This is a genomic window from Nannocystis exedens, assembly GCF_002343915.1.
GTDB classification, from domain to species: Bacteria; Myxococcota_A; Polyangia; order Nannocystales; family Nannocystaceae; genus Nannocystis; species Nannocystis exedens.
In genome coordinates, this window is record NZ_NETK01000001.1 from 7787707 (window position 1) to 7799477 (window position 11771).

The 11771-nt window shown below is 71.4% G+C and carries 11 protein-coding genes; 7 read left to right on the top strand and 4 right to left on the bottom strand.

Translation table 11 applies throughout. From position 1 onward, the window contains the following. Positions 1-27 precede the first annotated feature (27 nt). Genes NAEX_RS30670 through NAEX_RS30680 form a run of 3 tightly spaced genes read right to left on the bottom strand, consistent with a single transcriptional unit; the run spans position 28 to position 3254 of the window. Entirely contained in the window at positions 28-1827 is a 1800-nt protein-coding gene (locus NAEX_RS30670) for a hypothetical protein (protein WP_096331032.1), read from the bottom strand. 26 nt (positions 1828-1853) lie between these two features. Continuing rightward, positions 1854-2771: a hypothetical protein gene (locus tag NAEX_RS30675; protein ID WP_096331033.1), complete on the bottom strand. Its 918-nt coding sequence runs from the start codon at positions 2769-2771 to the stop codon at positions 1854-1856. 51 nt (positions 2772-2822) lie between these two features. After that, the gene (locus NAEX_RS30680; protein ID WP_096331034.1) at positions 2823-3254 is read right to left on the bottom strand and encodes a hypothetical protein; all 432 of its coding nucleotides are present in this window, start codon (positions 3252-3254) and stop codon (positions 2823-2825) included. An 85-nt stretch (positions 3255-3339) separates the two neighbouring features. On the opposite strand from NAEX_RS30680, the gene NAEX_RS30685 reads away from it, so the two are divergent. Genes NAEX_RS30685 through NAEX_RS50925 form a run of 4 tightly spaced genes read left to right on the top strand, consistent with a single transcriptional unit; the run spans position 3340 to position 5078 of the window. Further along, on the top strand, positions 3340-3660 hold the full coding sequence (locus tag NAEX_RS30685) for a helix-turn-helix domain-containing protein (RefSeq protein WP_096331035.1): 321 nt from the start codon (positions 3340-3342) through the stop codon (positions 3658-3660). After that, complete coding sequence (locus NAEX_RS30690) at positions 3657-4058, top strand: DnaJ domain-containing protein (protein WP_170136123.1); 402 nt, start codon at positions 3657-3659, stop codon at positions 4056-4058. Before NAEX_RS30685 ends, NAEX_RS30690 begins: the two co-directional genes overlap by 4 nt. Further along, complete coding sequence (locus tag NAEX_RS30695; RefSeq protein ID WP_096331037.1) at positions 4058-4864, top strand: DnaJ domain-containing protein; 807 nt, start codon at positions 4058-4060, stop codon at positions 4862-4864. Before NAEX_RS30690 ends, NAEX_RS30695 begins: the two co-directional genes overlap by 1 nt. Positions 4865-4919: 55 nt before the next feature. After that, the gene (locus tag NAEX_RS50925) at positions 4920-5078 is read left to right on the top strand and encodes a hypothetical protein (RefSeq protein ID WP_170136124.1); all 159 of its coding nucleotides are present in this window, start codon (positions 4920-4922) and stop codon (positions 5076-5078) included. A 113-nt stretch (positions 5079-5191) separates the two neighbouring features. Here NAEX_RS50925 and NAEX_RS30700 read toward each other — a convergent pair whose 3' ends face one another. Further along, a complete protein-coding gene (locus NAEX_RS30700; protein ID WP_096331038.1) occupies positions 5192-6085 on the bottom strand; it encodes a hypothetical protein in 894 nt (297 codons plus the stop codon). A 517-nt stretch (positions 6086-6602) separates the two neighbouring features. Between NAEX_RS30700 and NAEX_RS30705 the strand changes: the two genes are divergently transcribed. The 3 genes from NAEX_RS30705 to NAEX_RS30715 all read left to right on the top strand — a co-directional run bounded on the left by NAEX_RS30705 (position 6603) and on the right by NAEX_RS30715 (position 11771). After that, positions 6603-6911 carry a hypothetical protein gene (locus NAEX_RS30705; RefSeq protein ID WP_096331039.1) on the top strand — a complete coding sequence of 103 codons (309 nt, stop codon included), beginning with the start codon at positions 6603-6605 and terminating at the stop codon, positions 6909-6911. Positions 6912-7056: 145 nt separating this feature from the next. Beyond that, positions 7057-8805, top strand: a complete 1749-nt coding sequence (locus tag NAEX_RS30710) for a carboxylesterase/lipase family protein (RefSeq protein WP_096331040.1) — start codon at positions 7057-7059, stop codon at positions 8803-8805. A 65-nt stretch (positions 8806-8870) separates the two neighbouring features. Then, positions 8871-11771 (top strand): hypothetical protein, encoded by a 2901-nt coding sequence (locus tag NAEX_RS30715; protein ID WP_096331041.1) that lies wholly within the window; start codon positions 8871-8873, stop codon positions 11769-11771.

An 11771-nucleotide genomic window follows, 5' to 3' on the forward strand; every position in this document is an offset into this window, starting at 1 on the left:
GCAGTGGCAGGGAAGGTCAGCATGGTCTTACCATTCGACCAGGAGGCTGCCCTCGGGCGTGATGTTGATGACGCCGCTCGGCTGCGTCGACGTGGCGGACAGGATCACGATCTCGGCCGTGTGTGAACCGGCCGCCAGGTTCGAGACGAGGCCCTCGGTCGCGTACGAGAAATAGCCATCGACCATCGGCACGCTCGTCAGCTGCGCGACGCGATGGGAACCGGGGACGAAGGTGCCATCGACCCGAAGGCGGTACACCACGCTGACATCGCCGTTCTCGTCGGGCGTCAGCCGGCCGGAGGCGGTGAACGAGACCTTGGCCTTCGTGTTCGGGCCGTACGTCGTGAAGCTGCGCGACGCGAGGACGAGATCCGCCGTCCCGCTCGGCAGCACCGTCACGCCGACGACGGCTTGCTCGCGCTGGGGGCCGAAGTCGCCGCCCGTCGCCGTCCAGCTGAAGCCGTTCATCACGAGCAGCGTCGCTGCGCCTGGTGGCACTGCGCGGGTCAGGTGGCCGTTGATCAGGTCGGCTCCGTCGCCGTCGATGGTCACCACGCCGGTCCCGGTGTTCTCGACGAGGCACGACGCGCCGACGTTGACGTCCTCCGTCGAAGGCAGGTTGACGACGCCGGCGGCGTTGCTGACGCGCACAATTTGTCGCCCGAATCCGCGCCAGGCCGGGACGTCGACGCTGGCGTCCGCGGATTCGATCGGGATGGGCGTCTCGTCCTGCGCCACCGCGCACCAGTCGATGAGGGTCATCACCTCGAAGAGCGCGGACGCGCCGGCCGGCAGCGAATAGGGGGCGAGCGAACGGTTGATCCTGTCGGTGCCGTCCGGCGTGGGGGTGAGCCAGGCGCTGCCGGCGTTGACGAAGAAGATGCGGTAGCCGACGCGGCAGTCCGCGCAGCTCGGGAGGGTCGCCACGGCCGCGCCGGCGACGCGGGACACGACGTAGAGCGTCCCCTCAACACCGGGGGGGACGGCGATCGGCGACGTCGTCTCGTTGACCAGCACGTGAGCCGGCGTGCCCTGCTCGCGGATCCAGCCCCCGGGAACGCGGCGGTACGTCACCACGTCCTGCAGCGAGCGCATCACGTAGGGGGTAAAGCCCGGGTCGTCGGTGACCGAGTTCACGGTGTCCGTCGCCGGCGTCTTGAGGACGATCCGGGGGACGCCGTCGCCGTCCACCCGCAAGAACGTGACTCGCACGCCCTGGCCGGCGTCCTCCAGCGCAGGGAGGCTCACGTCACCGTCTGTTTCGAAGGTCAAGAGGACGAGCAGGTCGCGATTCTTGACCGGTTCCACCTGGCCCGCCGCGAGCAGGGTCTGCGTGCCGAGCGGCGTCACTGAATTGCCGGCGAGGGCCTCGGCCTCCGCCGCCTGGATGTGCGCCTTTAGAAGGTCGCCGTACTCGTCGGCGACGAGCAGCTCGACGGTCCCGCCCCCCTCGGGCAGGTGGTGGATCGCCAGCGCGTCCGTGGGACCGAGGAAGAGCGGCCTCGACCACGTGGAGAGGAGCGTGGAGACCTCGAGCAAGGAGTCGAGAACGGTCGTGGGGGGGTCGTCTTTCGTCTCGGTCGCGCTGACGGACCGCACCTCGACCTGGTCGCCCTCGGCCTCGCTCGACCAACGACGAGCCAGCACCACGCAGCCGGAGGTGCCAGGACGCGCGAGGTCGGCGAAGCTGAGGCGTCCGACGAGGTCCTGCTCCACGACGTGTCGCGGCGTGTTCTGGTTGTTGTTGGGGAGCCAGCCCATCGAGAGCGGGGTGGTGCCGTCGAAGCGTTCGGCCGACAGCACGTAAAAGCGCGGGTTCTCGTTCATGACGCAGTCCTCCGCTTCTCGCTCGCTCAAGCCTTGCCGTTGCCGCAGTACTTGCCGTAGAGCCGGGACCCCTTCTTGAGGATCGTCGGGTTCAACGACGTGACGGTCGCCTGGCCGAGCTGCGATGACGCGGCGAACTCGATGTAGATCGCGCGGCGGTGCGGGATCGCCGACGTACGGCAGCCGAACAGCCTCGGCCAGGGGACGACGTAGCAGTCGTCCTTGCACTCGAAGTCCTGCAGCGTGAACGGGCGCCCGACGATGATGAGTCCCGCCGCGCTCGGGTTCGTGATACCGGTGAGGCCGCGGTCGCCCGCGTAGAGCGTGACGGTGACCTGGTCCGGGACCGGGTTGCCGGTCCACTTCGGATCGATCTTGATGGCCCCGGGCTGGTACGGCAGCTGCTGGCCCAGCTCCTGCTGAAAGATGATTTTCTGGCTCGCCGCCAGCGGGAGAGCGGCCTGGTAGCCGACGCCGCCCGCGGGGACGTTGAGGTGGACGATGTCGCTCTCGTTCTTGTTGAGCTCGAGCCAGCTCCACTCGTCGAAGTCGAGGCGGGCGTGCTTGAGGAACTCGTACAGGCAGGCGTCGATGCAGTCGCAGTCCAGGTAGCACTGCGGCAGGACCTGCAGCGGCGCCGCGCCCGGCGTCTGGGGGATCATGGGCGGTTGGGCACCGCTGCCACCGGGCTTCAGGCCGCACGCGCCACCGCACGCGCCGCCGCAAGCGCCTCCGCACTTGCCGTTGCACTGGTGGTCCTTGCCCGGCGGCAGCTCGCGGGCGAACGCAACCTGGTTGCCCTGCTGTTGCTGCTGCTGCTGCGCGAGCCAGCCGCAGAACTGTTGGGCCAAGCCCTCGCCCTGCTCGAGCGCGGCGGCCATGTAGGGCATCTCCTTCGCCCGGAGAAATTCGGCCCACTTGTTGGTGTCGATGACGATCTGCATGTGCGTCCTGGTCGTGTCGGTGCGTGCGTCGGTGCGTGGTGGGGTCGCGGGTTAGGACTCGGGCCAGGTCGTGTACGACATGTACCCGCCGCCCAGGAGCAGGCCGAGGCCGAGGCCGAGCAGCCCGACCCGGTCGTCGAGCCGCGCCCCCGGCTTGCTCGGCGGGTCCTTGATCTTCGTGGTCGCGTAGAGCGCGAGGGCGCCGAGCGCGGGCAGGCAGAGGTAGCCCATCCACGAGTCAGCCCCGAAGTACTCGACGACGTCGTCGTGGAACAGGTAGGCCGCGCCGCCGCCGATGGCGAAGCCGCCGACGCCGTAGGCCGCCGTGCTCTGGTACCGCGTCACGAGGTCGGCCACCTGCTTTTTGTGCTTCTCGATGATCTGGTCGCCCTCGCTGACCTTCTGTTGAAGTTGCGAGTTGCGTTTCTCGGCGTTCTTCAGGTCCCTCTCGAGCTGCTCGGTCTTGGTGAGTGCGGTGGCCATGCCGAGAGACGACAGCAGAAAGCGGGCCTGGATGGCCCGTCCTATGGACGTGTGACAACACGTCCAGTGGACGGCAATTGCTTGCATGACGACCGACTCCATCGGCGAGCGAGCGCTTGAGCGCGTCCCGCCATTCCCCGGCGAGCAGGTGCGCGCGCTGCGGCGACAGCTCAGCTGGACCCAGGCGACGCTCGCGGAATTCCTCGCGCTGCCGGACGACCGCTACATCCAGGCCATCGAGCACAACCGCAAGCAGGTCAGCGCCCTGGCGCGCCTCTGCTTGCGCACGCTCAAAAAGGTCGCTGCCGCGACCCCACCGCCGCAGCGCCGGGCGCTGCAACGCGGCCTCGTCGAGGGGCACGAGCAATGGTTCGCCCGCGTGCTGGGGAAGGCGGTGCGGACGTGACCCACTACGAGCTGTTGCGGGTGTCGACGACGGCGACCCGCGAGGAAATTCAGCGGGCCTACCTGCGACTCGTCCCCGAGCACCACCCTGACCGGGGCGGCGACGCTGCGACCTTCGCGGCGGTGAAGCTCGCCCGCGACGTTTTGATCGACGACGCCAAGCGGGCCGCCTACGACCGCCAGCTGGAGGCGCCGGCTCCCGAAGCGCCGTCGTCGCCGCTCGCCCGTCAGGCGGCGGCGTTCCGGGTCCGGGACCCGCGCAAGCTGTCGCTCGAGGAGACCGAGGCGGTCTGCGACGAGATGCTGGACGGCGCGCCTGCGGGTCTGCGGGCCTTCGCCGCGCCGCTCCTCCAGGGCCTGCTCGCGCTCAAGCGTCGCCGGCACGAACGAGGCCGTTGATGACCACGCTCTACGACACGCTCGGCGTGGCCCGGACCGCCGTCGCCGCCGAGATCAAGGCGGCGTACCGGAAGCTGACGCAGCAGCTGCACCCGGACAAGAACCCGGGCGACCGCGAGGCCGAGGAACGGTTCAAGCTGGTGACGGGCGCGTACGAGGTGCTCGGCGATCCCTCGCGGCGGAAGCTGTACGACGAGTTCGGCGACGTCAGCCTGAGCCGAGGCTTCGATCCGAAGCTCGCGCGCGCGGCCCGACGGGGGCCGGAGCGGGGCGCCGACCTGGGCGTGGAAATCGACCTCCCCCTCCTTGTCGCGCTCCGCGGCGGCTCGTTCGAGCAGGTCGTGGACCGCTCGCCGCAGCTGCCTGCGCGCGTTAAGCTCACGGTCCCCGCGGGCTGCAGCGCTGGCCAACGTCTCCGGTTGGGCGGGCTCGGCCGTCCGGGCTCGCCGGCGGGGGACCTCTGGCTCACGATCCGCGGGCTCCTTCCTGACCCGCGCTGGCGCCTGGTCGAGGTCCGCGAGGAGCTGCCCGACCGGCCGCCGCGTCTGCGCCGCGACCTCGTCGGTCGCCTCGACGTGCCACTCGGCGCCGTCTACAGCGGCGGCTCGGTGCTCGTCGAGCATGCGCCATGGGGCCCCCTGAGCGTCGCTCTGCCGCCGCGCTCTCTCGACCCTGTCCGGGTGCCCGGCCACGGCTGGCGAGATCCCCGCGGGCAGACGACCGGCGATCTCGTCCTCGAGCTCGTGCTGCGATGGCCTCGGCCGGACCCGATGCTCGAGGCGATGCTCCGCAACGCGAGGTACTAGTACAGCCGCTCCGAAGTTCTCCAAGGGTGAGCCAGGCTGTGCTACCGATCAAACCATGAGCGACCCGACGATCGACGAGACCGAGAAGAAGACCCCCGCTCCGAGCGATACGCAGGCGGAGACGACCGAGATTCCCCCGGCGGACACCGAGGTGAAGCCGCAGCCGAGGTCCGGTGGACACCAAGTTGGCCTCTGCCTCGAACTGGAGCCGTAAGACGTTGACGGAGCCCGCGTCGCGCCCGCGCAGGCTCGACGCGGTGTCTTGGAGAATTTCGGAGCGGCTCTACTAGACTTCCTACTCGAGCGGGCACTGCCTGCTCGAGCAGCTCAGTCCTCCGCGATGTGCCGCTTGAGCGCCTCGGGCGGAACGTCGCCGAGCACGAAATCGATCGCGGTCACCATCGCGGCGGCTCGCGGGTCCTTCTGCGTGGTGGCCCAGTTGCGGAGGGTGTTGCACCGCAGTTTGAACGCCTGGCCGTTGAAGATGGCCGCGTCGAGCACCTGCTCGGGTTTCACGTCCTTCCCCATCCGCTGCGCGAGCTTCTGCGCCGAGAAGCCGGACACCCACAGCGCGCCGAGCTGGCCGACCGTGCTGCCCGCGGCCGCCTCGACCAGCAGTCGGCCCTCGCGGATCGCCTCGGCGACCGCGTCGCGCGGCTGCAGCTCGCCGAGGAGCTTGCGGGCGCCGACGAAACGCTCGACGTCGGTCTTGAACCCGTCCACCATCATGCTTTCCGCCTCGCGGAGCTTGGCCGACTGGTCCACCAGGTGCTGCGTTTGAGCCTTCAGCTGCTCCCGGACTTTGGCGTCATGGTCACCGAGCAGGTTGTCGCGCCTGTCCTGGAGCGTCCGGATCTCGCGCTCGAGCGAAAGCCGTAGCGCCTCGAGCGACTTTGTGTCGCTCGTCGGCATCGCGCCAGGTCCCGGCAGCTCCTCGGCGAGCGCAGTAACCTCGGCCCGCTCCTCGCCGTCCGCCAGCAGGCCCACGACCTCCCGGTCGCCGCGCCAAAACCGGGGCCGCCCACGGCGGGCATCCGAGACGTTCAGGCGCCGGAGTGTCTGCGCGAGGCGGTTGCCTTCGTGCGTGGTGATGTAGAAGCGGTGGGTCGGAGTCCCCTGGATGCCCAGACCGTCGCCGCGGGAGCCGCCGGTGCGGGGGATGGTGATGGTCCAGAGCTCGAGTTCCTCAACGTCAGGTGTCGTCGCCGCGTCGTCGGTCATCTTGCCGGGCTTACTGACGTGTCGAGGTGTCCTTGTCACCGGCGTCGACCCGTGGTCCATGCTCGCTCGCGAATTAATTAACGGAAGAGGTAGAGCTGGGCCGATTCGCTGGTCTGTCCAGGCGCCGGGGCAAAGCAAACTGACAGAGAGTCACAAGTGTCGCGGGCGGAATACCGACGTCAGGCCCGCGCGTAGGGAGACGGTCCGTGTACAGCCGCAGCCCCACGAGCGGTACGCCCTCGAACCGCATCGAGGGCACCCGCGTCGACCTCGTCGAGGCGAGGCGACCAAACACGAACGCCCGCTTGCGCGGGCGTCGGCTCGCGGGCTCCTACCCCCGCGAGCGGAAGACACGGGTCCCTGGAAAAGCCCAAGCCTTCGGAGCCCGGCTACGCGAGCCTGGTTCCGAAGTCAACCATAAAATCGCGGTTGACTTCGATCGCGCGCCGCGCGTACGTTGCCGACAACGGCCGTCCTACCGGCCAAAAACCTGGAGCCGACATGGTACGATACTCCCATGCGGCAGTTCCTCTGGTACCTCATCTTCGCGCTCTCGCTGTTCATCGGCTACCAGGGGTACGTGAATGCGCAGAACTTCCGCGAGACGCAGGGCGAGGCCCGCAACGCGGTGTGCAAGGCGCTGAACCAGACGCCGGAGGCGTGCGAGCTGGCGGGGAACGCCGAGCCGAACGGGCACTCGACCGGCGTCACCGGGCGGACCTACCAGTTCCAGACCAAGGGCGGGTCGTATCTGGCGGAGTGCAAGCGCGAGTACACGTTCTTCGGCGCGTGGTCGTGCACGGCGCGCTCGGGCTCGTTGATGTGAGCAGGTCGCCGCGCGGGCGAGCCCGTCGCGCGTGAGGACAGGTCCGCGCGCAGGCTCGGGCGCGCGACGAGGTCGTGCGCCTCGCCGGCGCGGGGCGAGGCCGCCGCGCTTGTGCAGGGAGAGGCGGCCGGCCATCCTGCCGCCGATGGCGAAGCGCGTCGGGTGGGGGTGGACGACGGCGGCGATGCTCGGTTGCAGCACGGCGGCGTCGAGCAGCGGGACCGAGGACTCGTCGGCGGTCGAGCCGATGACGACGGCGGCGAGCGGGACCGGCGATCCGTCGGCCGCCGAGCCGACGACGTACGGATCGACCACGGGGCTGACCGATCCGGACTCCACCGGGGATGCGCCGACGAGCGTCGGTCCGAGCGGGTGCGGGGCCGACGTGGCGCCGGGGCCGACGATCGTGCAGACGACGGGCGGGGCGCTGGAGGGCCAGCCGCTGGCCGACGTCGTCGCGTTCCGCGGGATCCGCTACGCCGAGCCGCCGCTCGGCGACCTGCGCCTGCGCCCGCCGGAGCCGCGCATGTGCGTGCCGGGGCTGACGCCGGCGACCGAGCTCGGACCGCGCTGCCCGCAGGTCGAGAAGGACGCGCAGGGGCAGGTGGTGGCGATGCTCGGCGACGAGGATTGCCTGACGCTCAACGTGTGGACGCCGGCGACCGGCGACGGGGCGCGACCTGTCCTCGTGTTCATCCACGGCGGCGGCAACGCGACCGGCGGCAGCGACGACCCGCTGTACGACGGGGCGGCGCTGGCGGCCGCGCAGGACGTGGTGGTGGTGACGCTCAACTACCGGCTCGGCGCGCTCGGCTTCTTGACGGCCGACGCGCTGGCGGCCGAGTCGCCGGAGCAGGTGTCGGGCAACTACGGGCTGCTCGATCAGGTGCTGGCGCTGCGGTGGGTGCAGGACAACATCGCCAATTTCGGCGGCGATCCGCAGCGCGTGCTGCTGTTCGGCGAGTCGGCCGGGGCGGTGAACACGTGCAGCCTGATCGGCTCGCCGCGCGCGGCGGGGCTGTTCCAGCGGGCGATCGTGCAGAGCGGGTCGTGCAACGAGCGGACCCTGGCGAAGTACGAGGCCGACATCGCCGCGCCGTGGCTGCAGGCGTCGGGCTGCGGCGAGGCGCCCGATCCGGCGGCGTGCCTGCGCGGCATGGCGATCGCCGACATCCTGACGCTGCAGCCCGACGGCTACCCCGACGTGGCGGCGCTCGGTCAGGGCTGGGGGCCGCACGTCGACGGGGCGGTGATCCCGAAGCCAGCCCTCGAGGCCATGTCCGAAGGGACGCATAACGCCGCGCCGCTGATGTTCGGGGCCAACGCCGACGAGACGGCCAAGGGGGTGCCGCCGCTGACGGTGGCGCAGTACGAGGGGCTGGTGCAGGCGACCTTCGGGCCGCTGGCGGCGATGGTGCTGGCGCAGTACCCGGCGGCCGAGTACGGCGACGACGGGCAGGCGGCCTACGTCGCGCTCACCTCGGATCTGAAGTTCATCTGCGGGGCCCGCCGGGCCGCGCGGGCGGCCGACGCCGGCCAGGACGCGCCGGTGTACCGCTACCACTTCGCCTACGACGGCTACGACGCGCAGCCCAACGCCACGAAAGCGGCGTTCCACGGGCTCGAGCTGGTCTACATCTTCGCCGCCTGGGACGCGGTGCTGCCCGAGCCGCTGCAGTACGAGCCGAACGCGGCCGACCTGGCGATCTCGCAGCGACTGCAGGGGGCGTGGGCCCGCTTCGCGGCGACGGGCGACCCGGCCGGCGCGGACCTGACCTGGCCGGCGTATGTGGCCGCGGAGGACAACGGCGCGCTGCTCGACGAGCCGCCGGATCTATTCAACGGGGTGCGCACGGAGCAGTGTGATTTTTGGGACATGTACGCGCCGGGGTGAAGGCCGCGACGTCCGATGTTCGGCCGGTTGCCGGGCCCCGATGCCCCGGGTAGCGTCGCCGCGTCGTGTTGCTCGCGCTCGTGCTCGCACTGGTGGCCCCGGCCTCGGGGGCGGCGGAGATCGCCGGCGAGCGCTACCGTGAATGGACGCGGTCGCCGGTCGAGGCCGCCGCGCCGGCGCCCTGGGTCGAGCGGCGCGAGCTGTCCTTTCAGCCAGTCGAGGGCGGGCTGCAGCTCCGCGGGCGCTGGACGATCCGGTCCTTCGGGACAGGTTGGTTCAGCGGCCAGCTGTTCGCCGAGACGCCGGGCCTGCGGGTGGTGTCGGCGCGCTGGGGCGCGGCCCCGGCGACGCTGAAGGTCGACGCCGAGGGCGTGACGACGGTGACGGGCAAGGTGGCGGGCAGCGTCGAGCTGACGGTCGAGGCGTTCGTGCCCGGCGACCCGACGCGCGAGGCGGTGGCGCTGAAGCTGATGCCGGCGGTGCGCGGGACGATCGTCGCGACGGCGCCGACGGGGCTGGCGGCGGCGCTGCGGGTCGACGGCGCGGCGGCGCTGGCGGTGCGCGAGAAACAGTGGAGCGGGGCGCGAGACGTCGAGCTGACGTTCGTGACCCCGCCGGCGCCGGCGGCCGAGCGCCCGCCGGTGGTGGTGGCGAAGGTGGCGATCGGGCTGACCGTGGGCGACGCCGAGCTGCGCGGCCGGGCCCGCGCGGTGTGGGAGGTGCGGCAGGGCGAGGTGTCGACGCTCGCGCTCGAGACGGCGGGGCTCGGCGCCGATCTCGAGGTGGTCGGCGCCAACGTCCGCGGGTTCACCCGCGAGGGCGAGCGCGTGCGCGTCGAGCTGCAGGCGCCGGTGCGCGACCGCGTCGAGCTCGAGCTGCGCTGGTCGCAGCCGATCGGCAAGGCGGCCGAGTCGCGGGTGAGCCTGCCGAAGATCGCGCCGGTCGACGTGTTCCACAGCGAGGTCGCGCTGCAGCTGGCGCGCGACGGCGAGGTCGAGGCGGTGCCCGAGGCGCCGGGCTGGAGCTTCGTGGCCTCGGCGGCGCTGCCGGGGTGGGCCCAGGGCCTGGTCGAAGGGACAGCCACGACGGCGCTGCTGCAGCAGGGCGGGGCCGGGTCGGGCAGCCTGAGCCTGCTCCGCTTCGTGCCGCTCGAGGGGCCGCCGGTGGTGGTCGACGTCGCGGCGTACACGATCGCCACCAGCCGCGAGGGCCGGGCGCTGGTGCGGGCCCACTACGAGGTCCGCAACGAGCGGGCGGCGCACCTGCGAGTCACGCCGCCCGCGGGATTCAAGGTGATCGGGGTGCGCGTCGGCGGGCAGACGGCGGCGCCGGCCCGGGCCAAGGACGGCAGCTGGATCGTGCCGCTGTTGCGCTCGGTCGAGACGGTCACGGGGCTGTTGTCGTTCCCGGTCGAGGTGATCCTGCTCGGCGAGTCGAACGCATGGCGGCGCCGCGAGACGCGGGAGCTCCGGCTGCCGACGCTCGACGCCCCGATCGCGGTGTCGCGGCTGACGCTGCACCTCCCGCCCGGCTACCGCTCGCGCAAGCGGGCCGGCGACGGCGACGTGGTGGCGGCGTTCACCCGCGGCGAGGGCATCACGTACGGGCTCGGGGTCGGCGAGGTCGGGGCGGCCCAGGCCGACATGATGTTCCAGGACGCGGTCCAGGCGTGGATGCGCAACGACTTCCGCGCGGCCCAGGACAAGCTCGACGCGCTGCGCGGGATGGGGGCCAGGAACGAGAACATCGCCCGGCTGCAGAGCAACCTCGACGTGGTGGCGGGGAAAACGGCTGTCTCTCAGGACATGTCCCTTCAACGTCGCGTGCGCGAGCAGGCGAAGGCTCGCGCGTACGCGGACGTGCAGGCGCAGGCGGAGCTGAAGAAGAAGGCCGAGGAGGAGCGGGCGCGCGGCGACTACGCGGCGTCGGCGTCGAGCTATCAGCAGGCGATCGCCGTCGGCGACAAGCTGGCGCAGCTCGAGCAGACCGAGTCGGTCGAGCAAAAGTCGACCAACGCGGCGCTGGTCGAGGAGTATCGCCAGGTCCAGACCAAGTCGTCGGAGGGGCGGCGGAAGCGGCGGGGCAAGCAGGGCAAGGCCCAGTCGAGCGCGGTCTACGACTTCGAGGACGACGCGCTGTCGGGGGCGATGACGACGCCGAGCGGCAGCGCAGGGCTGCCGAACCAGCCGGTGGCGAAGGTGCCGGCCGGCGGCGAGGCCGGGGCGCCGCGCAACGACGCCGCGCAGGTCCGCAAGGTCGAGATGGACCAGGCGCGCAACATCCCGGTCGGCGGGACCAGCCGCGACTTCACGGCCGTGGTCGACATGTCGCCGACCGAAGCACCGGCCGACGAGGGCGAGGCGGACGGGGGCGTGGCGGGAAGAGTTGCGGGCGGCACCATCGTGGTGGACGGTCTGGCCGCCGACGAGCCGCGGAGGGACGCGAGCGGAGGCGCCGAGGCCGCGACGCCGCAGGAGACCGCGCCGGAGCCGACGCCCCCGGCCCCGACCTCGGCCGAGGGGCTGTACGTCGTCGACGGCGAGCCGCTCAGCGCCTTTCTTGAAACAGTCGGGGCGGCGCCGCCGGCCGCCAAGAGCCGCGAGGTGGCGGCCACGCCGGGGACAGTCAGTCCTGCGCCGCCGGATGAGCCGCGGGTGGCCCGGGCCGCGACGGCGGCCGAGGTCGTGGTTGTCAGGCGGCGGATCGGCGGTCGGCTCGCGGCTCGTCGCGCGAAGCGAGCGCTCGACACCAAATTCAAGGCCGAGCAGCCGAGGCGCGAGGCGCCTGGCTCCAAGGACAGCTCCGTCACGGCCGGCATGCCGACGCCGGAGGTCCACGCTTCGGCGCTGTCGGTGGTCGTGCCCGCGGTCGGCGAGGCCGTCCGTTATCAAAGACTCCTGCTCCCCGCCGGGGCCGCGTACGCGGTCGAGATCTCGGCCAAGGAGCCGCTCATCGCCAAGGAATGA

Excerpts from the sequence above, each read along its gene's own strand:
- NAEX_RS30670 (WP_096331032.1), bottom strand. The coding sequence starts at position 1,827 with ATGAACGAGAACCCGCGCTTTTACGTGCTGTCGGCCGAACGCTTCGAC.
- NAEX_RS30675 (WP_096331033.1), bottom strand. The coding sequence starts at position 2,771 with ATGCAGATCGTCATCGACACCAACAAGTGGGCCGAATTTCTCCGGGCG.
- NAEX_RS30680 (WP_096331034.1), bottom strand. The coding sequence starts at position 3,254 with ATGGCCACCGCACTCACCAAGACCGAGCAGCTCGAGAGGGACCTGAAG.
- NAEX_RS30685 (WP_096331035.1), top strand. The coding sequence starts at position 3,340 with ATGACGACCGACTCCATCGGCGAGCGAGCGCTTGAGCGCGTCCCGCCA.
- NAEX_RS30695 (WP_096331037.1), top strand. The coding sequence starts at position 4,058 with ATGACCACGCTCTACGACACGCTCGGCGTGGCCCGGACCGCCGTCGCC.
- NAEX_RS50925 (WP_170136124.1), top strand. The coding sequence starts at position 4,920 with ATGAGCGACCCGACGATCGACGAGACCGAGAAGAAGACCCCCGCTCCG.
- NAEX_RS30700 (WP_096331038.1), bottom strand. The coding sequence starts at position 6,085 with ATGACCGACGACGCGGCGACGACACCTGACGTTGAGGAACTCGAGCTC.
- NAEX_RS30705 (WP_096331039.1), top strand. The coding sequence starts at position 6,603 with ATGCGGCAGTTCCTCTGGTACCTCATCTTCGCGCTCTCGCTGTTCATC.
- NAEX_RS30710 (WP_096331040.1), top strand. The coding sequence starts at position 7,057 with ATGGCGAAGCGCGTCGGGTGGGGGTGGACGACGGCGGCGATGCTCGGT.